The 25,148-nt window shown below is 65.0% G+C and carries 21 protein-coding genes and 1 pseudogene; 15 read left to right on the forward strand and 7 right to left on the reverse strand.

The window, feature by feature from the left end:
* Window positions 1-31 precede the first annotated feature (31 nt).
* The 5 genes and pseudogenes from TGR7_RS13125 to TGR7_RS13145 all read right to left on the reverse strand — a co-directional run.
* A complete protein-coding gene (locus TGR7_RS13125) occupies window positions 32-946 on the reverse strand; it encodes a D-hexose-6-phosphate mutarotase (protein ID WP_012639161.1) in 915 nt (304 codons plus the stop codon).
* Between the two features lie 175 nt (window positions 947-1,121).
* The gene (locus TGR7_RS17515; protein ID WP_012639162.1) at window positions 1,122-1,937 is read right to left on the reverse strand and encodes an LPO_1073/Vpar_1526 family protein; all 816 of its coding nucleotides are present in this window, start codon (window positions 1,935-1,937) and stop codon (window positions 1,122-1,124) included.
* Between the two features lie 70 nt (window positions 1,938-2,007).
* Entirely contained in the window at window positions 2,008-2,886 is an 879-nt protein-coding gene (locus TGR7_RS13135; protein WP_012639163.1) for a hypothetical protein, read from the reverse strand.
* 470 nt (window positions 2,887-3,356) lie between these two features.
* Entirely contained in the window at window positions 3,357-4,583 is a 1,227-nt protein-coding gene (locus tag TGR7_RS13140; protein WP_012639164.1) for a ribonucleotide-diphosphate reductase subunit beta, read from the reverse strand.
* Between the two features lie 232 nt (window positions 4,584-4,815).
* A pseudogene (locus TGR7_RS13145) lies at window positions 4,816-7,641 on the reverse strand (ribonucleoside-diphosphate reductase subunit alpha); the annotation flags it as partial.
* A gap of 523 nt (window positions 7,642-8,164) precedes the next feature.
* Here TGR7_RS13145 and TGR7_RS13150 point away from each other — a divergent pair.
* The 4 genes from TGR7_RS13150 to TGR7_RS13165 all read left to right on the forward strand — a co-directional run bounded on the left by TGR7_RS13150 (window position 8,165) and on the right by TGR7_RS13165 (window position 12,255).
* Window positions 8,165-8,404 carry a PP0621 family protein gene (locus tag TGR7_RS13150; protein WP_012639166.1) on the forward strand — a complete coding sequence of 80 codons (240 nt, stop codon included), beginning with the start codon at window positions 8,165-8,167 and terminating at the stop codon, window positions 8,402-8,404.
* 6 nt (window positions 8,405-8,410) lie between these two features.
* Complete coding sequence (locus tag TGR7_RS17935) at window positions 8,411-10,006, forward strand: sensor histidine kinase (RefSeq protein ID WP_012639167.1); 1,596 nt, start codon at window positions 8,411-8,413, stop codon at window positions 10,004-10,006.
* 11 nt (window positions 10,007-10,017) lie between these two features.
* The gene (locus TGR7_RS13160) at window positions 10,018-11,379 is read left to right on the forward strand and encodes a sigma-54-dependent transcriptional regulator (RefSeq protein WP_012639168.1); all 1,362 of its coding nucleotides are present in this window, start codon (window positions 10,018-10,020) and stop codon (window positions 11,377-11,379) included.
* A 300-nt stretch (window positions 11,380-11,679) separates the two neighbouring features.
* Window positions 11,680-12,255: a DNA-3-methyladenine glycosylase I gene (locus TGR7_RS13165; RefSeq protein WP_012639169.1), complete on the forward strand. Its 576-nt coding sequence runs from the start codon at window positions 11,680-11,682 to the stop codon at window positions 12,253-12,255.
* A 219-nt stretch (window positions 12,256-12,474) separates the two neighbouring features.
* Here TGR7_RS13165 and dcd read toward each other — a convergent pair whose 3' ends face one another.
* Window positions 12,475-13,041 carry a dCTP deaminase gene (dcd, locus tag TGR7_RS13170; protein ID WP_012639170.1) on the reverse strand — a complete coding sequence of 189 codons (567 nt, stop codon included), beginning with the start codon at window positions 13,039-13,041 and terminating at the stop codon, window positions 12,475-12,477.
* An 86-nt stretch (window positions 13,042-13,127) separates the two neighbouring features.
* Window positions 13,128-14,219 carry an iron-sulfur cluster carrier protein ApbC gene (gene apbC / locus TGR7_RS13175; RefSeq protein ID WP_012639171.1) on the reverse strand — a complete coding sequence of 364 codons (1,092 nt, stop codon included), beginning with the start codon at window positions 14,217-14,219 and terminating at the stop codon, window positions 13,128-13,130.
* 234 nt (window positions 14,220-14,453) lie between these two features.
* On the opposite strand from apbC, the gene metG reads away from it, so the two are divergent.
* The 11 genes from metG (at window position 14,454) to TGR7_RS13230 (ending at window position 25,089) form a co-directional block, all read left to right on the forward strand.
* Window positions 14,454-16,496, forward strand: coding sequence for a methionine--tRNA ligase (gene metG / locus TGR7_RS13180; protein WP_012639172.1), 2,043 nt, complete (start codon window positions 14,454-14,456; stop codon window positions 16,494-16,496).
* 64 nt (window positions 16,497-16,560) lie between these two features.
* Entirely contained in the window at window positions 16,561-17,184 is a 624-nt protein-coding gene (locus tag TGR7_RS13185; RefSeq protein WP_012639173.1) for a methylthioribulose 1-phosphate dehydratase, read from the forward strand.
* Window positions 17,181-17,723 carry a 1,2-dihydroxy-3-keto-5-methylthiopentene dioxygenase gene (locus tag TGR7_RS13190; RefSeq protein WP_012639174.1) on the forward strand — a complete coding sequence of 181 codons (543 nt, stop codon included), beginning with the start codon at window positions 17,181-17,183 and terminating at the stop codon, window positions 17,721-17,723. Before TGR7_RS13185 ends, TGR7_RS13190 begins: the two co-directional genes overlap by 4 nt.
* Window positions 17,724-17,862: 139 nt before the next feature.
* The gene (mtnC, locus tag TGR7_RS13195) at window positions 17,863-18,537 is read left to right on the forward strand and encodes an acireductone synthase (protein ID WP_012639175.1); all 675 of its coding nucleotides are present in this window, start codon (window positions 17,863-17,865) and stop codon (window positions 18,535-18,537) included.
* A 243-nt stretch (window positions 18,538-18,780) separates the two neighbouring features.
* On the forward strand, window positions 18,781-19,359 hold the full coding sequence (gene rsxA, locus TGR7_RS13200) for an electron transport complex subunit RsxA (protein WP_012639176.1): 579 nt from the start codon (window positions 18,781-18,783) through the stop codon (window positions 19,357-19,359).
* A 7-nt stretch (window positions 19,360-19,366) separates the two neighbouring features.
* Window positions 19,367-19,927, forward strand: a complete 561-nt coding sequence (gene rsxB / locus TGR7_RS13205) for an electron transport complex subunit RsxB (protein WP_012639177.1) — start codon at window positions 19,367-19,369, stop codon at window positions 19,925-19,927.
* A 210-nt stretch (window positions 19,928-20,137) separates the two neighbouring features.
* Window positions 20,138-21,736 (forward strand): electron transport complex subunit RsxC, encoded by a 1,599-nt coding sequence (rsxC, locus tag TGR7_RS13210; protein WP_012639178.1) that lies wholly within the window; start codon window positions 20,138-20,140, stop codon window positions 21,734-21,736.
* Window positions 21,737-21,802: 66 nt separating this feature from the next.
* Complete coding sequence (gene rsxD / locus TGR7_RS13215) at window positions 21,803-22,861, forward strand: electron transport complex subunit RsxD (RefSeq protein ID WP_012639179.1); 1,059 nt, start codon at window positions 21,803-21,805, stop codon at window positions 22,859-22,861.
* A complete protein-coding gene (rsxG, locus tag TGR7_RS13220; RefSeq protein ID WP_012639180.1) occupies window positions 22,858-23,559 on the forward strand; it encodes an electron transport complex subunit RsxG in 702 nt (233 codons plus the stop codon). The genes rsxD and rsxG overlap by 4 nt, the downstream gene beginning before the upstream one ends.
* Entirely contained in the window at window positions 23,552-24,238 is a 687-nt protein-coding gene (locus TGR7_RS13225) for an electron transport complex subunit E (RefSeq protein ID WP_012639181.1), read from the forward strand. Before rsxG ends, TGR7_RS13225 begins: the two co-directional genes overlap by 8 nt.
* Before the next feature lie 413 nt (window positions 24,239-24,651).
* On the forward strand, window positions 24,652-25,089 hold the full coding sequence (locus TGR7_RS13230; protein WP_012639182.1) for a hypothetical protein: 438 nt from the start codon (window positions 24,652-24,654) through the stop codon (window positions 25,087-25,089).
* Window positions 25,090-25,148: the final 59 nt, after the last annotated feature.

Here is a 25,148-nt window from a genome sequence, read left to right on the forward strand (position 1 = left end):
CCAACGGTCCCGGCAGGGATGACGGATGGCCTTAACCCCGTACCGAAAGACGCATGCGCATGGCATGGCTCGCCCCGGCCTTCAGGGCATAGGCATCCTCCAGGGCATTGGCCACTTCCACGCACACGGTCTTGCGGTACTGGTCGTCGGGCATGTCGGCAAAGGCCTTGACGCCCTCGGGACCGGGATTCCATAGCACGCTGCTCGCGCTGTTTTCCCGTTCGATCACGATCTCGCGCCCGTTGCCCCGGTCCTCGATCACCAGGGGGCCGCCATGACCCAGGAACACCTGCTCCATGGGCATGCTCATGCGCACCTCACCGGCCTGGACACCCCGGGCGCCGCCGGCGAGCTTGTCCACACGGGGCGTGCCGTCCAGACCGCGCACCACCAGGCCCTCGGCGTCCGCCACGCTGAAATAGGTATGGAAGGCCTCGGAGACCTGCCAGTCACGATCGCTCAGGTTCTCGCCCACGAGCGTCATCTCCAGTGACTGACCGAGGCTCACCTTCAGGCGAAGAATGAAATCCAGCGGCCAGGCCTTGCGGATCTCGTCATCGGGCCTGAGCACGAAAACCACCTGCGTGGCATCACCCACCGTCTCGACGGACTCCACGTCCCAGAGCGCATAACGCGCGACGCCGTGGCCCTTCTTGTGTGCATCGCTGGGATCCGCGCCCAGCGCAGCGGGATCGTAGGCCCCGAACCACGGCCAGCACACCGGCACCCCGCCCCGCACCGGCTTCTTGCCGTCATACAGCGCGGTCTCGCTGACCCAAAGCACGTCCTCGCCGCCCCGGGGACGGTAGCTCAGGAGCGTGGCGCCGAAGGTGGTCAGGCTTGCATGCCCGTGATCGTTCTCCAGATCCACCATCATCAGCGCCTCGTGCTGGCTGAAGCGCACATGGGGATTGGAAAAACGCTTGTTCAGGGATTCGATGCTCACGCCGGGCTCCTTGGATTAGCTAGAGAAACAGGGGTCACAGGGTAACTCGCTGTAATAGCCAGAGAAAATCCCGCTCTGATCTGGTGTGCTCTCGAATTTTGGGTGTCCCAAAGCGTCCCCCCTGACGGACAAAAGCGCAGCTTTTGGCCGGTCAGGTGCAGCGACTTGTTAGAGGTCAGTCCCACCCAGTGAATGAAGTGCTTCCACCAGTCATCAAGTCCGATACATATACACCAATGAGTTGACCAACCGAACTGAGGTCTACGGCCTGAATCCCCTGATTCCAGAGCGTGCGAATGTGCTGACCCAGGGGCGACTCAAGCATGGCGGGATCAAACTCGCTTGAGTTCTTCTGAGACAAAATTGCGGACAGATCTCTGGAAATGATTGGCGTGTACTTAAGGCAGGAGATTGACTCCAAGTGAAGCAAATCCAGATTTGTGAAGGCCAGAGAGGCGTATGGACTGAATCGTACCTCGAACCATTGCTTGAACGCCGATGATGGCAGGGGAGATCCCGGGTTGACGTAAAGCAGGTCGGCAACCAATGCAAGAAGCTTCATCTGAGAGGGGGTCATGTACCCGATAGCATCAAGTGCCATTTTACTCGCCATTGCGCGGAGCCCTTCTGGCTTCGCGCCTAGCCGCTCTGAAAGTGTACGAGCAAGCAATTGATGTTTTTGCTTATCGTCTGTTTGCGCTGCAGTAAGCAGCGCTTTCTGTAGGGCAATTGAGAAATCTGGATGCTCTTGAGCAGTTTCAATGTCATGTTTCGAGATAGCTCCGCGGTCTTCCAGCGCCTTAATGCGTTGTGCCAATTCGTTCAGGAAATCTGCGGAATTTTCCTGCGCTTGCGCTATTGCCTTGGGACGATGATCGGCGAAATAGGATGTAATCCATTTATCGCCGGAGTCCCATGCCTTCTCAACGAACTTACCTGCAGCACCGCCAACTGCGGCGCCCAGTGCAATAAGGGATAGCGGATCTGCCATTGTTTATGACCTCTAACGCAGAGTTGAGGTGACGGCCCGCCGCAGGTGGGCCGTCAGCTCGAACGCCTGGTTAGCGCATTTTCTCCATTACTGCCGCATGCGCTTGTTCGGGCGGAACGCCTTCGTCAATGGCCTGACCAAGCGCCCGAAAGAACTCATCATGGCGAACTTCTCTGCGGAGAAGAATAGCCCTGCTCGCCTCGTACGCTGCGAAAAACTCGCCCGGAGTTGCCTTTACGCCCCTCAGAATATCGCGAACCTCCTCGGCTACTTTCTCGAACTCACCTACCGTCTGCACATCTAGGCGCTTGATCAGGTCCACCAAGAAGCTGCTGAGCTTCTCGTGGTCGGTTCGCGTTAGCTTCACAAGCCGCTCGGTTTCCAGGACAACAGGGCTGAAGAGCGCCTCCTTCACCCCTCGGTACGCCATCAACCGGAATGTCTCGGCAACTCCCTCGTAGCCAAGTAAACCAATTTTGAGTGAGTCTGCCAGCGCAGTAATCTCTTTCTCCTTCGAGGCGGCTTCTTGACGACTATCGGAAAGACGTTGCGCGATGTCTCCGTAAATGATCTGTAGATCAGCGTTTGAGCGGATGGCTGAGATGATGAACGCCAAACCCGCAAAGGCAACCCAGGCAAAGTTGAAAGCGATTAGCCCGCCTGTCGTCCAGTCCACTGAGAAGATCCCAACCAAGCCGAAGATCAACGCCAGAGCACCTTCACCAAAGCTTTGAGTGCTTACAAACACAGCGAGCGAAACAGAGAACACTACTGTCATGGTGATGGCGATCAGCAATCCAGTCGAAATCGCGCTGACAAGCAGGAAAAGCAACCCTATCAGCACCAGGATCATTACGACGCCGTGCATCAGGTGATCGAGACTGCGCGCGGCATTCTTGGCTTCGCGCATGACATCGTGGAGCTGCTCTTTGATCTTACCGTCGCCCACTCAGACTCCAATTACGCTAACAGTATGTTAGACGGAATCTGTGATATTGGTGATAGACTGATTCCGCCTATCACCAATATCACAGATTCCGTCTAACACCCCCAGCCCCCAAACAAAAAGGGGCACCCCCACCGGGGCACCCCTCTCAATCACACTACATCCCGTTGCGGGTTCTTCCTGTTATGGCTCCAATCACCACTCCTGCAGTGGTTCCTGCATTCAATCCCTTGAACATTCCCCCAAGTCACTTCGTGCCCTGTCCCTCGGCGCCTTCGCGCCTCTGCGGCATTCCTAAACCCGAATGTTTCATGAATTGCGCACGCCCTCGCTTGTCTCTTGCCCGCACAAGGGATTTTCCTCAGTCGGCCGTATAGCCAGATACGACGCTCGTTCGGAAAATCCCTTGTGCGACCAATATCCGGCGCGATCATCGCACGATTTCATGAAACCTTCGGGTTAAATAAAGCACATCAATCCCAGCTCAGCGCACCGCCCGTCTGGTATTCGGTCACGCGCGTCTCGAAGAAGTTCTTTTCCTTCTTGAGATCCAGCACTTCGCTCATCCAGGGGAAGGGGTTCTCGGCGCCGGGGTAGATCTCCGCCAGGCCAATCTGGGCGCAGCGGCGGTTGGCGATGAAGTGCAGGTATTCCTCGAACATGGCGGCGTTCATGCCGAGCACGCCGCGGGGCATGGTGTCGCGGGCGTACTGGGCCTCGAGCTCCACGGCGTCGCGGATCATGGTGCGCATCTCTTCCTTGAACGCGGCGGTCCAGAGGTGGGGGTTCTCCACCTTGATCTGGTTGATGACATCGATGCCGAAGTTCATGTGCATGGACTCGTCGCGCAGGATGTACTGGAACTGCTCGGCGACGCCGGTCATCTTGTTGCGCCGGCCCATGGACAGTATCTGCACGAAGCCCACGTAGAAGAAGATGCCCTCGAAGATGACGTAGAAGGCGATCAGCTCGCGCAGGAGCTTCTGGTCGTTCTCGGGGGTGCCGGTGTGGAAGTCGGGATCGGCGAGGTAACGGGTGAAGGGCAGCGCCCACTCGGCCTTGCGGGCGACCGCGGGCACTTCCCGGTACATGTTGAAGATCTCGCCCTCGTCCAGGCCGAGGGACTCCACGCAGTACTGGTAGGCGTGGGTGTGCAGGGCCTCCTCGAAGGCCTGGCGCAGCAGGTACTGGCGGCACTCGGGGTTGGTGATGTGGCGGTAGACGGCCAGCACCAGGTTGTTGGCCACCAGGGAATCGGCGGTGGAGAAGAAGCCCAGGTTGCGCTTGACGATGGTGCGCTCGTCCTCGGTCAGACCGTTGGGGTCTTTCCACAGGGCGATGTCGGCGTTCATGTTGATTTCCTGGGGCATCCAGTGGTTGGCGCAGCCGTCCAGGTACTTCTGCCAGGCCCACTGGTACTTGAAGGGCACCAGCTGGTTGAGGTCGGCGCGGCAGTTGATGATCTTCTTGTCATCCACGCGGATGCGCTCGGCACCCAGCTCGATGTCTTCGAGGCCGGTGTTGCCCGTGCCCTCGGCCTCCACGTCCGCCAGGGCGGCCATGGGATCGGGGTTCACGCTCGGCGCAGCGCCGGCGGTGTTCATCAGGGATTCGTTGTCCTGAAAGCCCATGCCTGGACGAACCTGCGGTTCGGGCTGCTTTTTGGTGACTGCGGCGATGGGGTCTTCCCATGAGAGCATGTTGATTCCTCCAGTTCTTATTCGGTATGGGTGCTGGGCAGCCTAGTGGCTAGTCTCAAGTGGCTAGTGGCAAGGGGGACCACCCTCACCCCGGCCCTCTATTCCGGGCGTCCTGCCCTCCACCCTTCGGGCCAGCCTTTCGGCTGTTCAAATCCGCTCCCGGCGGATTTGTCCCTGAGGGAGAGGGGGCTTAAACCTTGAGACTTGCCACTAGCCACTTGCCACTGCCTGCCTATTGGCAGGCTTCGCATTCGGGATCGAGGATCGAGCACATCTTCGGCGCCTCGGTGGCGGGCGCGGCCGCATCGGCGCCCTTCACCGCGTTAAGCTTGTTAGCCCGGCTGGCATCGGCCACGGTGCTCTTCTCCACGTGGGTGGCGCCCATGGAGCGCAGGTAGTAGGTGGTCTTCAGACCCCGCACCCAGGCGAGCTTGTAGAGATTGTCCAGCTTCTTGCCGGAGGGCTCGGCCATGTAGAGGTTCAGGCTCTGGGCCTGGTCCAGCCACTTCTGGCGGCGGGAGGCGGCCTCCACCAGCCAGCGGGCGTCCAGCTCGAAGGCGGTGGCGTAGAGCTGCTTGAGGTCCGCGGGCACCCGGTCGATGGGCTGCACGGAGCCGTCGTAGTACTTGAGGTCGTTGACCATCACCTCGTCCCACAGCTTGCGCGCCTTCAGGTCGTTCACCAGGTTCGGGTTGATCACGGTGAACTCGCCGGAGAGGTTCGATTTCACGAACAGGTTCTGGTAGGTGGGCTCGATGGACTGGCTCACGCCGCAGATGTTGGAGATCGTCGCCGTCGGCGCGATGGCCATGGTGTTGGAGTTGCGCATGCCCACGGTCTTGACCCGGTCGCGCAGGCTGTCCCAGTCGAAGGTCATGCTGGTGTCCTGCTGCAGGTACTGGCCGCGGGACTTGGCCAGCAGCTCGATGGAGTCGATGGGCAGCACGCCCTGGCTCCACAGGGAGCCGTCGAAGCTCTGGTAGCGGCCGCGCTCCTCGGCGAGATCCGTGGAGGCCTTGATGGCGTAGTAGGAGACCGCCTCCATGGAACGGTCGGCGAACTCCACGGCATCTTCCGAGGCGTAGGGGATGCGCTGCTGGTAGAGGGCATCCTGGAAACCCATGATGCCCAGGCCCACCGGACGGTGGCGCAGGTTGGAGCGCCGGGCCTGGGGCACGGAGTAGTAGTTGTAGTCGATGACGTTGTCCAGCATGCGCATGGCGGTGCTCACCGTGCGCTCCAGCTTCTCCAGGTTCAGGCCGTTCTCGTCCACGTGGGCGGCCAGGTTCACGGAGCCCAGGTTGCACACGGCGATCTCGTCGTCCGAGGTGTTGAGCGTGATCTCGGTGCAGAGATTCGAGCTGTGCACCACGCCCACGTGCTGCTGGGGGCTGCGCAGGTTGCAGGGGTCCTTGAAGGTCATCCAGGGATGGCCGGTCTCGAACAGCATGGCGAGCATCTTGCGCCACAGGTCCACGGCCTTGAGCTTCTTGAACACCTTGATCTCGCCCCGGGCGGCCTTGGCCTCGTACTCGGCGTAGCGCTGCTCGAAGGCCTCGCCGACCAGGTCATGCAGGTCGGGGGTCTCGTTGGGGGAGAACAGGGTCCACTCGCCCTCTTCCGCCACGCGCTTCATGAAGAGATCGGGAATCCAGTTGGCGCTGTTCATGTCGTGGGTGCGGCGGCGGTCGTCGCCGGTGTTCTTGCGCAGCTCGATGAACTCTTCCACGTCCACGTGCCAGGTCTCGAGATAGGCGCACACGGCGCCCTTGCGCTTGCCGCCCTGGTTCACGGCGACCGCCGTGTCGTTGGCGACCTTCAGGAACGGCACCACGCCCTGGGACTTGCCGTTGGTGCCCTTGATGTGGGCGCCCATGCCGCGCACCCGGGTCCAGTCGTTGCCCAGGCCACCGGCAAACTTGGACAGCAGGGCGTTGTCCTTGATGGCGCCGAAGATGCCGTCCAGGTCGTCGGGCACGGTGGTCAGGTAGCAGGAGGAGAGCTGCGGACGCAGGGTGCCGGAGTTGAACAGGGTCGGCGTGGAGCTCATGAAGTCGAAGGAGCTCAGCAGGTTGTAGAACTCGATGGCGCGGCCTTCACGGTCGATCTCGTGGATGGCCAGACCCATGGCCACGCGCATGAAGAAGGCCTGGGGCAGCTCGAAGCGCACGCCGCCGGAGTGGATGAAGTAGCGGTCGTAGAGGGTCTGCAGGCCCAGGTAGGTGAACTGCAGGTCGCGCTCGGGCTTGAGCGCGGCGCCCAGGCGGTCCAGGTCGTAGCGGGTCAGCTCGCTGTCCAGCAGTTCCAGCTCGGCGGCGCGCTTCACGTAGGCCTTGAAGTATTCCGGGTAGCGCTGGGTCATCTCCGCCTGGGTGGCGGCCTGGGGCAGGCCGGCGATGAAGGACAGAGCCTCGCGGCGCAGGGTGTCCATGAGCAGGCGGGCGGTGACCTGGGAGTAGTTGGGCTCCTTCTCGATGAGCACCCGGGCGCTCATGACCAGCGCGGTGCCCACGTCCTTCTCGGCCACGCCGTCGAACAGGTTGCGCTGGGCCTCGTTGAGGATCAGCTGGCCGTCCACGGCCTCGAGACCGGCGCAGGCCTCTTCCACCACCTTGACCAGGCGGGCGGTGTCCAGGGGGGCACGGGTGCCGTCGGGACGGGTGACGTGGATGACGGCGGCCTCGGCCTGCCGGGCGGGCTTCCTGGTGGCGGCCTCGGCGGCGCGCTTCTGGGCCTGCTGCTCCCGGTAGAGCACGTAGGCGCGGGCGATCTTGTGGTGGCCGCCGCGCATCAGGGCCAGTTCCACCTGGTCCTGGATGTCCTCGATGTGCACGGTGACGGCGGAGCCGCCGGCGCGGCGGAACAGGTTCTCGCACACCTGCTCGGCGAGCTCGGCGACGATGTCGTGGATGCGGCGGCTGGCGGCGGCATTGCCGCCCTCCACTGCCAGGAAGGCCTTGGTGATGGCCACCTTGATCTTGGAGGCGTCGAAGGCGGTGACCTTGCCGTTACGGCGGATCACGTGGTGCTGACCGGGGGCGGTGGCCGCCAGTTCGGCGGCGGTCACCTGGGATTCTGGGCTGACTTCGGGTGCGGCGCCTGCGGCGGCCGGGCGGGTATTCTGTTCGGTGCTGACGTCCGTTTGCATGTAGGTTGGCCTCGCGGGATGAGCGGTGTGGTGGGGGAGGTCGGGGTCTTGTGGGGCCCCGTGACTCGAAACACTATAGGACGGGGTTCCGAAAACCGTCAAGCACAAGATCTTGTGTGTAAGAGGGTGCACAGCATGGGGACAGGCTGTGGATAAACTGGGCATGAATGGCCCCTTCGGGGCGCAAACCCGCGCCCCGTCTGGGTTTGCGACCGGCGCCGGGACAGGGGGGCATCAGAGGCTCTAAAATGACCTGATCGGGACCATAGAAAAGTTTCATGGAAGAGCGGCTCGGACGCGGTATGACGGCGTGCTTCCGGACATCGCTGTCGGCCTGAAGGCCGACCTACGGGTGGACCCGTGTCAGCAGGCCTCTGGGGCAACGCCCCAAACCCTTGTATCTTGTATCTGCCAACTTGCCTCTGGATCCTTCATGCGCATCCTTTTCGTCATCGCCGCCATCGTCATCGTGTTCATGATTGCCCGCACCCTGCTGAAGCGGCCGAAGAAGACCCTGAAGCGGGACGAGCGCAAGCCCCTGGGGGCGGAGAAGATGGTGCGCTGCGACCACTGCGGCCTGCACGTGCCGGAACACGAGGCGATCCTCGCCGACGGGCACCGCTACTGCAGCCCGGAGCACGAACACCAGGCCCGCCTGGGCCGGGACGGCTGACACGCCGTGCGCCTGCGTTCCGGCCCCCGCAAGGATTCCCACTGGCGTTCCCTGCGGGCCTTTTCCCTGTACCGCCTGCTGGTGGTCTGCCTGCTGCTGGCGGTGGAGTGGCTGGGCACCGGCCCGGAGCTGCTCGGCGAGGCCCTGCCCCAGGTATTCGACACCGCCCTGCTGGCCTACCTGGTCGCCGGCCTGGTGCTGCTCGCCCTGGGCCTGCTGCGCCGGCCCGCCTACGAGACCCAGGTGGGTCTGCAGGCGGCGGTGGACCTGCCCCTGATCACCGCCCTGATGTACGCCAGCGGCGGTGTGGCCAGCGGCCTGGGCATGCTCATGATCCCCGCCGTGGCGGGCCTGGCCCTGCTGGTGTCCGGGCGCTGGGCCCTGCTGTTCGCGGCCCTGGCCACCCTGTCCCTGCTGGCGGCCCAGGGCCAGGGCCTGGTGCTGGGGGTGATCGACGACGGCGCCTTCACCCAGACCGGCCTGCTGGGCGCGGCCCTGTTCGCCACTGCCCTGCTGGCCCTGGCCCTGTCGCGCCGGGCCCGGGAGAGCGAGGACCTGGCCATCCGCCACCGCATCGACCTCGCCAACATGGCGGAGCTCAATGCCCACATCATCGACCGCATGCAGTCGGGCATGATCGTGGCCAACGACCAGGGGCACATCCACCTGATCAACGAGGCGGCCTGGGCCCTGGTGGGCAACCCGGACACGGACAACCCCAGCGACCTGGCCCATCTCTCGCCGCGCCTCTACGCCGCCCTGCAGGAATGGCTCATGGACCCGGCCCAGGCCTCGGCCCTGACCCTGCCCGGCGATGCCCGGGGACCGGAGCTGCGGGTGCGCTTCACCCGCCTGGGGGTGGACCGGGCGGTGGGCACCCTGATCTTCCTGGAGGACACCGCCGAGCTGCGCCGCCAGATGCAGGCGGACAAGATGGCCTCGGTGGGCCGGCTCACCGCCAGCATCGCCCACGAGATCCGCAACCCGCTCGGCGCCATCAGCCATGCCGCCCAGCTGCTGGGGGAGTCCGAGGACCTCAACACCCCGGACAAGCGCCTGGCGGGCATCATCCAGGCCCAGAGCCAGCGCATGAACGCGGTGATCCAGAGCGTGCTGCGCCTGTCCCGGCGCGAGGACGCGCGCCGGGAGGAACTGAGCCTGGCGGCCTGGGTCACCCAGTTCGCCGAGGAGTTCCGCCGCCAGAAGGGCCTGGACGAGATCCAGCTGGAGGCGCTGATCGAGCCCGCCGACAGCCGGGTGCTGTTCGACCCGGACCACCTGCACCAGGTGCTCTGGAACCTGTGCGAGAACGCGCTCACCTACGGACGCTCCGCCGACGGACGCGCCTACATCCGCCTGCAGGGCGGCGCCCGCCAGGTGGGCCGCCACGCCACCCTGGACGTGATGGACCAGGGCCCCGGGGTGAGCGCCGAGATCAGCCACAAGCTGTTCGAACCCTTCATCACCAGCGGCCGTGACGGCACCGGACTCGGCCTGTACATCGCCCGGGAACTGTGCGAAAACAACGGCGGCGGCCTGGAATACCTTCCCCTGCCCACCGGCGGCAGCTGCTTCCGCATTCATTTCCCCGTGCCCGAGTGATCAGGACGTCCATGAGCATCCAGCACGTACTCATCGTCGACGACGAGCCCGACATCCGCGAACTCCTGGAGATCACCCTGGGGCGCATGAAGCTCAGCACCCACGCCGCGGGCAGCGTCACCGAGGCCCGGGCGCTGCTCTCCAGGCATGACTTCGACCTGTGCCTGACCGACATGCGCCTGCCCGACGGCAACGGCATTGAGCTGGTGGAACACATCCAGCGACACTGCCCCTGCCTGCCGGTGGCGGTGATCACCGCCTACGGCAGCATGGACACCGCCGTGGCGGCGCTCAAGGCCGGCGCCTTCGACTTCGTCTCCAAGCCCGTGGACCTGTCCATGCTGCGGGACCTGATCAACACCGCCCTGCGGCTCTCGGAGAAGGACAAGGCGCGGGAGAGCAGCGAGGATCATGACGACGGCTCCCAGCTACTGGGCCAGGCGCCGGCCATGCGCAAGCTCAAGGAGACCATCGCCAAGCTCGCCCGCAGCCAGGCGCCGGTGTGCATCCTGGGCGAGTCGGGCAGCGGCAAGGAGCGGGTGGCCCGGGAGATCCACCGCCTGGGTCCGCGGGCGGAGCGGCCGTTCGTGCCGGTGAACTGCGGCGCCATCCCCACGGAGCTCATGGAGAGCGAGTTCTTCGGCCACGTGAAGGGCGCCTTCACCGGCGCGACCGGAGACCATCCCGGCCTGTTCCAGTCCGCCCAGGGCGGCACCCTGTTCCTGGACGAGGTGGCGGAACTGCCCCTGCACATGCAGGTGAAGCTGCTGCGCGCCATCCAGGAGCGGGCGGTCAAGCCCGTGGGCGGCAGCCGCGAGATCCCCGTGGACGTGCGCATCCTCTCCGCCACCCACCGGGACCTGGCCGCCCTGGTGCGCGAGGGCCAGTTCCGCCAGGACCTCTATTACCGGCTCAACGTCATCGAACTGCGCGTGCCGCCGCTGCGCGAACGCCTGGAGGACCTGCCGCTGCTGTCGCGCCGCATCCTCGCGCGCATCGCCCAGGACTGGGGCACCCAGCCGCCGCAGCTCTCCGAGGACGCCCTGGCCGCGCTGCGCGCCTATCCCTTCCCCGGCAACGTGCGCGAACTGGAGAACATCCTGGAGCGGGCCGCGACCCTGTGCGAGGGCGATATCCTGGAGGCCGCCGACCTGCACCTGCCCGAAGCGGGCGCGCCCCTGGGCATCACCGCCCGAACCGGCGCCGACGGCCTGCCCCTGGACGACGTGCTGGAAGACCAGGAACGCCAGGCCATCCTCGCCGCCCTCGCCAAGACCTCCGGCAACCGCACCGCCGCCGCCAGGCTCCTCGGCATCAGCTTCCGCCAGCTGCGCTACCGGCTGAAGAAGCTGGATATCGATGTGCCGGGGTGAGGAAGGCGTTGTTCTCTCGCGAAGGCGCAGGGGCGCGGAGAAAGACCTGAAGATCAAAAGAAGATGCTCTCGCAGAGGCGCAGAGACGCGGAGAACTGCATCAATAATGCTTTCCCCGTGCCTCCGTGGCCCCGTGAGAGGATGGTTTTGCAGGGAACATCCCAAAGACTTGTCCTCTCACGGGGCCACGGAGACACGGAGGAAAACACATCCAGAAATCTTTTCTCCGCGCCCCCGCGCCTCCGCGAGAGAATGCTTTTCTTCCGTGTCCTCTGTGCCCTCTGTGGCTGAGCAACAACCATGACCGACACACACGACCCCCGCTGCCCCTGGTGTCTCGCGTTTCCCGAGTACGTGCGTTATCACGACGAGGAATGGGGCGTGCCGAGCCACGACGAGGCACACCTGTTCGAGATGCTGATCCTGGAGGGGGCGCAGGCGGGGCTGTCCTGGGCGACCATCCTGAAGAAGCGCGCGGCCTACCGGGCCGCCTTCGATGGTTTCGATCCGGAGAAGATGGCCCGCTACACGCCAAAGAAGATCGAGAAACTGCTCGCGGACCCCGGCATCGTGCGCAACCGGCTCAAGGTGCAGGCGGCAGTCAGCAACGCGCAGGCGTATCTGAAATTGCGGGACGAACGGGGCGGACTCGCGCCCTATCTCTGGGACTTCGTGGACGGCGAACCGGTGGTGAACCGATTCAGGACGCTTTCAGAAGTGCCCGCCCAGACCCCCGTGTCCGAGGCCATCAGCCGGGATCTCAAGAAGCGCGGCTTCCGCTTCGTGGGGCCGACCATCTGCTATGCCTACATGCAGTCGGTGGGACTGGTGAACGACCATCTCATCGATTGTCCGAGTCACCCGGACAAGCGATGAAGTGGGAAGGGTGAATTGGGAAGTGGGAATGGACGTAGGTCGGGCTTCAGCCCGACGCCCATGTCTCACGAAGCATCGCTTGTCGGGCTGAAGCCCGACCTACGGATCACGATCGCACCGGTTGAGACCGCGCCCCTTCGTAGGAGGCCCGACCCCGGGCCGAATTCACCGGGCTTGGGCGTTCGGCCCGGGGTCGGGCCTCCTACGGGGGCGAAGGACTCAGGTCTTTGGCAGCGTCACCCCCACCTGCCCCTGGTACTTGCCGCCCCGGTCCTTGTAGGAGGTCTCGCAGACCTCGTCGGACTCCAGGAACAGCATCTGGGCCACGCCCTCGTTGGCGTAGATCTTGGCGGGCAGGGGGGTGGTGTTGGAGAACTCGAGCGTCACGTGGCCTTCCCACTCGGGCTCGAGCGGGGTGACGTTGACGATGATGCCGCAGCGGGCGTAGGTGCTCTTGCCCAGGCAGATGGTGAGCACGGAACGGGGGATGCGGAAGTACTCCACCGTGCGCGCCAGGGCAAAGGAGTTGGGCGGGATGATGCAGACGTCGGATTTCACGTCCACGAAGCTGCGCGCATCGAAGGCCTTGGGGTCGACGATGCTGGAGTTGATGTTGGTGAAGATCTTGAACTCGTCGGCGCAGCGCACGTCGTAGCCGTAGCTGGACGTGCCGTAGGAGACGATGCGCTCCTCTCCGGCATGACGCACCTGCCCCGGCTCGAAGGGCTCGATCATGCCGTGTTGCTCCGCCATGCGGCGGATCCAGCGGTCGGATTTTATGGACATAGGAAATCGCCAGTTACTAGAGGCAAGATCCAAGATACAAGAAGGGTTTACTTGCCTCTTGTCTCTTGCATCTTGCCTCTGCGCCGTTATGTATTCTGAATGACGATGCTCGGGAACTTGGAGCTGTAGTCCTTGGTCTGCGCGGCCAGGCGGGCGCCGGTGCGGCGGGCGATCTCCCGGTAGATCTCGGTGATGCGGCTGTCGGGATTGGCGACCACGGTGGGCTTGCCGCCGTCGGCCTGCTCACGGATGTGGATGTCGAGCGGCAGGGCGCCCAGCAGTTCCACCCCGTACTCCTCGGCCATGCGGGCACCGCCGCCCTCGCCGAAGATGTGTTCCTCGTGGCCGCACTTGGAGCAGATGTGGATGCTCATGTTCTCCACGATGCCCAGCACCGGCACCTCCACCTTCTCGAACATCTTCAGGCCCTTGCGGGCGTCCAGCAGGGCGATGTCCTGGGGGGTGGTGACGATCACGGCACCGCTGACCGGGATCTTCTGGGCCAGGGTCAGCTGCACGTCGCCGGTGCCCGGCGGCAGGTCGATGACCAGGTAGTCCAGGCCGCGCCAGCGGGTATCGCGCAGCAGCTGCTCCAGGGCCTGGGTGACCATGGGGCCGCGCCAGATCATGGGGGTGTCTTCCTCGATCAGGAAGCCGATGGACATGGCCTGGATGCCGTGGTTCTCCAGGGGCTCCATGTGGCGGCCGTCCTTGGACTCCGGCTTGCCGTGGATGCCCAGCATGCGCGGCTGGCTGGGACCGTAAATATCGGCGTCCAGGATGCCCACGGTGGCGCCTTCGGCGGCCAGGGCCAGGGCCAGGTTCACGGCGGTGGTGGACTTGCCCACGCCGCCCTTGCCGGAGGCCACGGCGATGATGTTCTTGATGCCCTCCATGGGCTTGAGGTTCTTCTGCACCGCGTGGGCGGTGATGCGGGTCTCCACCTTCACGTCCACGGAAGACACGCCGCTGATGCCGCCCACCTTGGCCTTGATCTGGTCGGCGAGCTTGGCGTGATAACCGGCGGCCGGGTAGCCCATGCGCACGTCCACGGCCACCTTGGCGCCATCGATACGGATGTCGGCAATCTCACTGGCGGCGACCAGGTCCTTCTCCATGTAGGGGTCCTGGATCTCTTTGAGCGCGGTCTCAACCTGCAACCGGGAAACGTCGGACATGTCTGGGCTCCTTGGGGGCTATCGAATCGGGTTACGGGCCGGCCTGCGGCTGGACCGGACACAGCCTCGGGATTCTACACCAACGGCGCCCCGGCAAAAAAACCACAGAATGGGGGTTTATGGCGCGCAAGGGTCCGGATCAGGCCGGCAAGCGGGGTCAACGGCCCGTGAAATATGGCGATCAGGGCGCCAACCTGCTAACTTAGTTCACTTTTCCCGCCGATCCGTGCACCCATGACCCAGACCCCCGACAACTCCCCGGCCACCCGGCAGATCCTGGTCACCAGCGCCCTGCCCTACGCCAACGGCCCGATCCACCTGGGCCACCTGGTGGAATACATCCAGACCGACATCTGGGTGCGCTTCCAGCGCATGGGCGGGCACCGCTGCATCTACGTGTGCGCCGACGATGCCCACGGCACCCCGATCATGCTCAAGGCGCGCGCCGAGGGCATCGAGCCGGAAGAACTCATCGAGCGCATCGGCCACGAGCACCGCGCCGACTTCGCCGGCTTCCACGTGGCCTTCGACCAGTACCACAGCACCCACTCGCCGGAGAACCAGCACTTCGCGGAACTCATCTATACAAGGCTTCGCGACGGCGGGCACATCGCCCGGCGCACCATCCGCCAGGCCTACGACCCGAAGGCGGGCATGTTCCTGCCGGACCGCTTCATCAAGGGCGAGTGCCCCAAGTGCGGCGCGGCGGATCAGTACGGCGATTCCTGCGAGGCCTGCGGCGCCACCTACGCGCCCACGGACCTGAAGAACCCGGTGTCCGCCATCTCCGGGGCCACCCCCGTGGAGAAGGAGTCGGAACACTATTTCTTCAAGCTGGCGGATTTTGAGCAGTTCCTGCGCGAGTGGACCGGCTCCGGCAGCCTGCAGCCGGAGATCCGCAACAAGCTGAACGAGTGGTTCAAGGCGGGCCTGACCGACTGGGACATCTCCCGGGACGCCCCCTACTGGGGCTTCGAGATCCCCGATGCACCGGGCAAGTATTTCTACGTGTGGCTGGACGCGCCCATCGGCTACATGGCGAGCTTCAAGCGCTACTGCGAGGGCCACGGCCTGGACTTCGACGCCTGGTGGTCGCCGGACAGCCAGGCGGAGCTGTATCACTTCATCGGCAAGGACATCGCCTACTTCCACACCCTGTTCTGGCCCGCCATGCTCACGGGCGCCGGTTTCCGCGCCCCCACGGCGGTGTTCTGCCACGGCTTTCTCACCGTCAACGGCCAGAAGATGTCCAAGTCCCGGGGCACCTTCATCAAGGCGCGCACCTACCTGGATCACCTGAACCCCGAGTACCTGCGCTACTACTTCGCCGCCAAGCTCGGCTCCGGGGTGGACGACATCGATCTGAGCCTCGATGACTTCATCGCCCGGGTGAACAGCGACCTGGTGGGCAAGGTGGTGAACATCGCCTCGCGCTGCGCCGGCTTCATCCACAAGCGCTTCAACGGCCAGCTGGCCGACAGCCTGCCCGACGCCGACCTCTACCAGCGCTTCGCCCGCAGCCGGGACGAGATCGCGAAACTCTTCGAGGCCCGTGAATTCGGCCAGGCCATGCGCGAGATCATGGCGCTGGCCGACGTGGCCAACCAGTACATCGACGAGCACAAGCCCTGGGTGCTGGCCAAGCAGGAAGGCATGGAGGACCGGGTGCAGGCGGTCTGCACCCAGGGCCTGAACCTGTTCCGGGTGCTCATGACCTATCTGAAGCCCGTGCTGCCCGCCATGGCGGAGAAGGCCGAGGGCTTCCTGAACGTGGCGCCGCTCGCCTGGAACCACGTGGCCGAGCCCCTGCTGGCGCACAGGATCAACCCCTTCGAGCCGCTCATGACCCGGGTGGACCCGGACGCCGTGGCGCGCCTGCAGGAGGCCTCCAGGGAGGATCTCACCGCCGCCACCGCGCCGAAGCAGGAACTGGAAGGCGGCCCCATTGCCCAAGAAATCGGCATCGAGGATTTCGGCAAGATCGACCTGCGCGTGGCGCGTATCGTCAAGGCCGAGCACGTGGAGGGCGCCGACAAGCTGCTGCGCCTGTCCCTCGATCTCGGCGGCGAGATGCGCCAGGTGTTCGCCGGCATCAAGTCCGCCTACGACCCGGCGGACCTGGAAGGCAAACTCACGGTGATGGTGGCCAACCTCGCCCCGCGCAAGATGAAGTTCGGCATGTCGGAAGGCATGGTGCTGGCCGCGGGGCCGGGCGGGAAGGAATTGTTCATTTTGAACCCGGATGATGGCGCGAGGCCGGGGATGCGGGTTAAGTGAGCCGCGGCAGTGGCGAGTGGCATGTCTCAAGTGGCTAGGAAAATCAGGACACGATAGGTAACGGATGGACGAGCGGGATCCCAGATTCAAGGTGCGCGCGGCGGAGCTGATCGCGGCGGGGCACTTCTTCTTCGAGCGGGGCTGGGTGCCGGCCACGGCGGGCAACTTTTCCGCGCGCCTGGACGGGCACCACATGGCCGTGACCGTCTCCGGGCGCCACAAGGGCGAGCTCACCGAGGACGACCTGATGGTGGTGGACCTGGACGGCAACGTGATCTCCGAGGGCAAGCGCCCCTCGGCGGAGGCCTTCCTGCACATCGTCCTGTACCGCCGCTTCCCGGACCTGGGCGCCGTGCTGCACACCCACTCGGTGAACGCCACGGTACTCTCCAAGCTGTCCCCCGGCGGGCTGGTGATCGAGGACTACGAGGTGCTGAAGGCCTTTCCCGGCATCGACACCCACCAGACGCACCTGAACGTGCCGGTGTTCGCCAACGACCAGGACATCCGCCAGCTGGCGGCGCGGGTGGACGAGCTGATGAACCGGGAGCCCAACATCCCCGGTTACCTGATCGAGGGCCACGGCCTGTACACCTGGGGCCAGGACGTGGCGGCGGCGCGCCGGCACATGGAGGCCTTCGAGTTCCTGTTTGAATGTGACATGCAAATGCGGAGGTTGAGATCGTGAGCGCACTGAGCATCTACGCGGACAACGACCCGGGCCAGGCCCGGCGCTTCACCGAGTTCGACGACATCCGCCGCGAACTCAACGCCATCGGCGTGCGCTTCGAGCGCTGGGATGCCAGCAAACCCGTGGCCCCCGGCGCCAGCCAGGAGGAGATCCTCGAGGCCTACCAGGCCGACGTGGACCGGCTGATGCGCGAGAACGGCTTCAAGTCCGTGGACGTGGTGAGCCTGACCCCGGACCACCCCCAGCGGGAGGCCCTGCGCGCCAAGTTCCTGGACGAGCACACCCACAGCGAGGACGAGGTGCGTTTCTTCGTGGACGGCCAGGGCCTGTTCTACATCCACAAGAACGACCGGGTCTACGCCATGCTCTGCGAGAAGGGCGACCTGATCAGCGTGCCCGACAACACCACCCACTGGTTCGACATGGGCCCCGAGCCGCGCTTCACCGCCATCCGGCTGTTCTCCAACCCGGAAGGCTGGGTGGCCAACTTCACCGGCAGCGACATCGCCAGCCGCTTTCCTCGCTTCGGCGAGTGAGATTGGGGCCCGCTGTCGACGCAAAGGGCGCAGAGGCGCGGAGAGCGCAAAGAGATTCGAGTCAAAATCTTTGCGACCTCTGCGCCTCTGCGCTCTCTGCGTTGATTACAAAAGCGCCCCGACTCACCGATAAACAACCATGACCAAGATCATCCTCACCGACATCGAAGGCACTACCTCCAGCCTGTCCTTTGTGAAGGACGTGCTGTTTCCCTATGCCCGGGAACACCTGCCCGAGTTCGTGCGCGGCCACCGGGACGACACCGAGGTGAAGCGCCTGCTGGCCGACGCCCGGGCCTATGCCGGCGGGGACCTGGACGAGGAGGCGCTGATCGAGCGCATGATCGGCTGGATCGACAACGACCAGAAGATCACCCCGCTGAAGGCCCTCCAGGGCCTGATCTGGGAGGACGGCTACGCGCGCGGCGACTTCCAGGGCCACGTCTACGAGGACGCCGTGGCGCACCTGCGCCAGTGGCACCAGCAGGGCCTCCGGCTCGCCGTCTACTCCTCCGGCTCGGTGCATGCCCAGAAGCTGCTGTTCGGCCACACCGCCTTCGGTGATCTCAACCCCCTGTTCGAGGCCTACTTCGACACCCGCATCGGCGGCAAGCGCGACACCGCCTCCTACAAGGCCATCGCCAAGGAACTGGGTGTCGAGCCCCGGGAAGTGCTGTTCCTCTCCGACCTGCGCGCCGAACTGGACGCCGCCGCCGAGGCCGGCATGAAGACCACGGCGCTGGACCGCGCCGGCAACGGCGAAGACTTCGGCCCGCATCCGGTGGCTCGGGATTTTGCCGGGGTCGGGGTTTGAAAAGCGCAAGATTGCCGCAGAGACGCGGAGGCGCAGAGAAGTTAAAACACTGGACAGGATTTACATGATGAACAGGATTAAATAAGGAAATCCGAACGGCCTTTTGAAATCATGTTCATCATGTAAATCCTGTCAAATCGATTGTCTCTGCGCCTCCGCGCCTCTGCGGCAAGCCCTTCCATCCTTTAACCCCAATCCCAACCCGGTTGCAGCCCGAAGGCTGGCGCCGGATACTGACGAACGATGACCGAATACGCCCTCATCCTGATCAGCACCGTGCTGGTGAACAACTTCGTCCTGGTGAAGTTCCTGGGGCTGTGTCCGTTCATGGGGGTGTCGCGCAAGGTGGAGACCGCCACCGGGATGGGGCTGGCCACCACCTTCGTGCTCACGCTCTCCTCCGTGTGCTCCTACCTGGTCAACGAATACCTGCTGGCGCCGCTGGGCCTGGAATACCTGCGCACCATCGCCTTCATCCTGGTGATCGCCGCGGTGGTGCAGTTCACCGAGATGGTGGTGCACAAGACCAGCCCGCTGCTCTACAACGTACTGGGCATCTTCCTGCCCCTGATCACCACCAACTGCGCGGTGCTGGGCGTGGCCCTGCTCAACGTGCAGGAGGCCCACGGCTTCATCGAGTCCGCCCTCTACGGCCTGGGTGCCGCGGTGGGCTTCTCCCTGGTGCTGGTGCTGTTCGCCTCCATCCGCGAGCGGGTGGCGGTGGCGGACGTGCCCCTGCCCTTCAAGGGCAACGCCATCGCCCTGATCACCGCGGGGCTCATGTCGCTCGGCTTCATGGGCTTCATCGGCCTGGTGAAGTGAGGCCCCCGTGAGTGTGCTTGCCGCCATCCTCGCCATCAGCACCCTGGCCGCCGTGTTCGGCCTGCTGCTGGGCTATTCCGCCGTGCGCTTTCGGGTGGAAAGCGACCCGGTGGTGGACCAGATCGACGCCCTGCTGCCCCAGACCCAGTGCGGTCAGTGCAGCTACGCCGGCTGCCGCCCCTACGCCGAGGCCATCGCCGCCGGCGAGGCGGACATCAACCGCTGTCCGCCCGGCGGCGAGGCCACGGTGCTGGCGCTCGCCGACCTGCTGGGCCGGGACCCCAAGCCCGTGGAGGGCGAGACCAAGCCGCCCAGCGTGGCCATCATCGACGAGCAGGTGTGCATCGGCTGCACCCTGTGCATCCAGGCCTGCCCGGTGGACGCGATCCTCGGCGCCGCCAAGCAGATGCACACGGTGATCGAATCCGAGTGCACCGGCTGCGAGCTGTGCATCGAACCCTGCCCGGTGGACTGCATCGACATGGTGCCCATCGCCCAGGACATCAGCACCTGGAAGTGGCCCTTCCCGGCCGGCGAGACACCCGCCCGGGAGCCGGTAGTGTCCTGAATTCCACGCTGCGCCGCAGAGGCGCGGAGGCGCAGAGAACTGAAAACACTGGACAGGATTTACATGATGAACATGATTTCAAAAAGCCGTTCGGGTTTCGTTATTTAATCCTGTTCATCATGTAAATCCTGTCAAATTGATTTTCTCTGCGCCTCCGCGCCTCCGCGGCGTCTTTAGATAGCCCGAACCGGGTTAGAATGCTTCACCATCATGACCGAACAGGCCCACAAGCTGCATCGCTTCCACGGCGGGTTGCACATGCCCCGCCACAAGGAGGAGAGCACCCGGGATCCGGTGCTGCCCATGCGCATCCCGGCGCGCCTGATCGTGCCCCTGCGCCAGCACATCGGCGAGGCCGCCGAGGCCTGCGTGGCGCCGGGGGATCGGGTGAACAAGGGTCAGGTGATCGGCCGCTGCGACACCTACGTGGGTGCGGCGGTCCATGCCCCCACCTCCGGGCGCGTGGTGGAGATCGCCGATCACCCGGTGCCCCATCCTTCCGGCCTGTCCGCCCCCTGCGTGGTGATCGAACCGGACGGCCGTGAGTCCTGGGGCGAGAGCCGCCTGCCGCCCATCGAGGACTATCTCAACGCCGACCCGGTGAGCCTGCGCAACCGCATCCGCGAAGCGGGCATCGTGGGCCTGGGCGGGGCCGCCTTCCCCGCCGCCGTGAAGATCACGCCGCGCCCGGGTCAGACCCTGGACTGCCTGGTCATCAACGGCGCCGAGTGCGAGCCCTACATCACCTGCGACGATTCCCTGATGCGCACCCATGCCCGGGGCGTGATCGAGGGCATCCGCATCCTCATGCAGGCCCTCAAGCCGAGCTGCTGCCTGATCGGCATCGAGGATCACATGAGCGGCGCCATCGCCGCCATGCGCAATGCCCTGGGCGGGGACGAGGCCCACGGCATCCGCATCGTGCCCATCCCCAGCCTGTATCCCGCCGGCGGTGAGCGCCAGCTGATCCAGGTGCTCACCGGCCGGGAAGTGCCCAGCCAGGGACTGCCGGCGGACATCGGCATGGTGTGCCAGAACGTGGGCACCGCCTACGCCATCTACCGGGCGGTGGCCCACGGCGAGCCGCTGATCTCGCGCATCATCACCGTCACCGGCAAAGGCGTGCAGCACCCGCGCAACCTGGAGGTGCTGATCGGCACTCCCATCGCCGACCTGGTGGCCGCCGCCGAGGGCTACACCGGCGAGGTGAGCCGGCTGATCATGGGCGGTCCCATGATGGGCTTCGCCCTGCAGAGCGACGCGATCCCCGTGGTCAAGGGCACCAACTGCATCCTGGCCGCCAGCCACGAGGACGTGGCCCCGCCCGGACCGGTGATGCCCTGCATCCGCTGCGGCCAGTGCGCCGAGGCCTGCCCGGCGCAGCTGCTGCCCCAGCAGCTCTACTGGTTCGCCCGGGCCAAGGACTTCGACAAGGCCCAGGACTACAGCCTGTTCGACTGCATCGAGTGCGGCTGCTGCGCCTACGTCTGCCCCAGCAACATTCCTCTGGTACAGTACTACCGCTTCGCCAAGAACGAGATCTGGTCCCAGGAGCGGGAACGCCGGAAGGCGGACATCGCCCGCGAGCGACATGAGTTCCGCCAGGCACGCCTGGAACAGGAAGAACGGGAGAAGGCCGAGCGCCTGGCCCGCAAGAAGGCCGCCCTGGCCGCCAAGCAGGACGACACCGCCGACGACCCCAAGAAGGCCGCCATCCAGGCCGCCCTGGAACGGGCCAAGGCCCGCAAGGCCGCCCAGGAAGCCGAACAGATGAGCGCAGAGAAGGCAGATAAGGAACCGTCGGGCTGACCACCATGCCACGGAAACCGGCTTTTACTTGTCTCTTGCCTCTTGGATCTTACCTCTAGCGCCTTCATGCACTTCCGCACCCAAACCTCCCCCCACATGACCCCTGCCCACAACGTGGGCCAGGTGATGCGCCGCGTGCTCTACGCCCTGGTGCCGGGCACGCTCGCCATGGCCTGGTACTTCGGCTGGGGCGTGCTGATCAACGTGGCCCTGGCGGTGGTGCTGGCGGTGGGCCTCGAGGCGCTCATGCTGGTGCTGCGCCGGCGGCCGGTGATCCCGACGCTCTCCGACTACAGCGCGGTAGTCACCGGCTGGCTGTTCGCCCTGGCCCTGCCGCCGCTCACCCCCTGGTGGGTGACCCTGGTGGGCGTCGGTTTCGCCATCGTGGTGGCCAAGCACCTCTACGGCGGCCTGGGCTACAACCCCTTCAACCCGGCGATGGTGGGTTACGTGGTGGTGCTGCTGTCATTTCCCCGGGAGATGACCCTGTGGCTGCCGCCCACGGCCCTGGCCGAGGTGAGCTTCAGCCCGACCCAGGCCCTGGCCATCACCTTCCTGGGCCAGCTACCGCCCGGACTGACCTGGGACGCCATCACCACCGCCACGCCGCTCGATCTCATGAAGACCGAGCTGGCCAGGAACCTGACCATCACGGAGATCCGCGACAACCCGCTGTTCGGCGATTTCTCCGGCCGGGGCTGGGAATGGATCGGCAACTGGTTCCTGCTGGGGGGCATCGCGCTGCTGTTCATGCGCGTGATCACCTGGCACATCCCCGTGGCGGTGCTGGGCGGCCTGGCCGTCACCGCGGGTCTGTTCTGGATCGTCGACCCGGACGCCTTCGCCTCGCCCGCCTTCCACGTGTTCAGCGGCGCCGCCATCCTGGGCGCCTTCTTCATCGCCACGGACCCGGTGTCCGCCAGCACCACGCCGATGGGGCGCATCCTCTACGGCCTGGGCATCGGCGTGCTCATCTACGTGATCCGCACCTGGGGCGGCTACCCGGACGCGGTGGCCTTCGCCGTGCTGCTCATGAATATGGCCGCGCCCACTATCGATCACTACACCCGGCCAAGGGTGTTCGGCCAGAAGCCGCCACGGCGCGAGAACGGTGGCGCGCCATGATGCGCAACATCGTCATCTCCGGCGTGCTGCTGGCCCTGTTCGGCGTGGTCGGCACGGCCCTGGTGGCCTTCGTGTACCAGGGCACGGAGGATCGCATCGCCGCCAACATCGAGGCGGCGACCCTCAACAGCCTGCACGAGATCCTCAGCCACGAGGCCTATGACAATGACATCCTCGCGGACAGCCTCCTGCTCTCCCACGAACTGCTGGGCGGGCGGGACCTGCGGGTCTACCGGGCGCGCCTGGGCGCAGAGCCGGTGGCGGCAGTGTTCACCGTGGTTGCGCCGGCCGGCTACGGCGGCCCCATCCGCCTGCTGGTGGGCATCAATGTGTTCGGCGAGATCGACGGCGTGCGGGTGGTGAGCCACCGGGAGACCCCGGGGCTGGGCGACGACATCGAGGTGGGCCGCTCCGACTGGATCCTGTCCTTCGACGGACGCAGCCTGCTCGACCCCTTCTACGACCGCTGGGCGGTGCGCCGGGACGGGGGCGTGTTCGACCAGTTCACCGGCGCCACCATCACCCCACGGGCCGTGGTGACGGCCGTGCGCGACGCGCTGATATACTTCGAGTCCCACCGTGACATCGTGTTCGCACCCCTGCCCGACGCGCAGCCCGTCGACGCAGCCCCGGCTGAAGAAGCCCAGACTGAAGCAGTCCAGACAGAAGCACTAATGGAGGCAAGCCCCCGTGAGTGACATCAGCTACCGCGAGATCAATGCCAACGGCTTCTGGCACAACAACCCGGGGCTGGTACAGCTGCTGGGCCTGTGTCCGCTGCTGGCCATCTCCGGCACGGTGGTCAACGCCCTGGGGCTGGGCCTGGCCACCACCCTCACCCTGGTGGCCTCCAACGTCACCGTATCCCTGATCCGTCACTGGGTGCGCCCGGAGATCCGCATCCCGGTGTTCGTGCTGATCATCGCCTCGGTGGTGACCGCCATCGAGCTGGCCATGAACGCCTTCTTCCACGAGCTGTACCTGATCCTGGGCATCTTCATCCCCCTGATCGTCACCAACTGCGCCATCATCGGCCGCGCCGAGGCCTTCGCCTCCAAGCAGCCTATCCCCAAGGCCCTGGCCGACGGCCTGGCCATGGGCCTGGGCTTCACCTGCGTGCTGGTGGCCCTGGGGGCGCTGCGCGAGGCGGTGGGCCACGGCACCCTGCTGGCGGACGCGCACCTGATGTTCGGCGAGGCCGCGCGGGGCTTCAGCCTGACCCTGTTCGAGGAATACCGGGGCTTCCTGCTGGCCCTGCTCCCCCCCGGCGCCTTCATCGCCCTGGGCCTGCTGATCGCGCTGAAGAACATCATCGACGCCCGCCTGCAGAAGCGCCAACCTGCCCAGGCCGCGGTGCCTGTGGAAGCGGCGGGCTGAGAAAGATCCAGAGCCTGTTCTCTCGCGGAGGCGCGGAGACGCTGAGAACCGCATAAATCATCATCTTTCGTTTTCCCCGTGCCTCAGTGGCTCCGTGAGAGGATGGATTTTCGAATCTGGCTCTGGGAAACCCGTCCTCTCACGGAGCCACGGGGACACGGAGGATCCCCATTTCTCGTGCTTTTCTCCGCGTCTCCGCGCCTCCGCGAGAACATGGGGTTTGCTTTTGACGCGCGCCCCGGACCGCGAACAGCGTGGAAAAACCCTACTTCCCACCTCTAAATTCACACCTCGCACTTCCCATCCCCCGCTTGGCGTTGCGGCGGTGAATCGGTAAACTTCAGCGGTTTCTAATTTTCCCAAGGGCTGCAAGTGCGGCCTCTGAACCTGCAAGACCGCAAGAGGACTTACACATGGCTGGACATTTCCCCTTCGCCGGCAAGCGCGGCACCCGCTACGGGCTGGCCCCGCGCAGCACCATGGCCGCCTTCTTCGAGGCCCACGACATGAGCGAGGCCGTGCAGGAGAAGTACTACAAGTGGTGGTATGACTGGGCCAAGGACTTCACCGAGAAGGACGCCGACCTGTCCTTCACCATGATCCGTCGCTTCGACAGCTACCCCATGGGTCAGCACGCCCACCACGCCTTCCACCTGAACGGCAAGTACTGGCCCTCCTGCATGGACGAGCTGGGCTCCTACATCGCCAACACCATCTTCCCCAAGCTGGACGGTGATGCCATGCACAAGCTGGAAGACGCCCACCACAAGCTGCTCAAGGACCTGGAAGCCGAGAAGGCCAGCAACCCCCGCGAGCCCTCCCCGGACGTGGGTCTGTTCCGCCACATCTAAAAGCGCATAAAGGCGCAGAGACAAGTGGCTAGAGGCAAGATACAAGTTAAGGACACGAC

It is taken from the genome of Thioalkalivibrio sulfidiphilus HL-EbGr7 (genome assembly GCF_000021985.1).
In the GTDB taxonomy this organism is placed as follows: Bacteria; Pseudomonadota; Gammaproteobacteria; order Ectothiorhodospirales; family Ectothiorhodospiraceae; genus Thioalkalivibrio_A; species Thioalkalivibrio_A sulfidiphilus.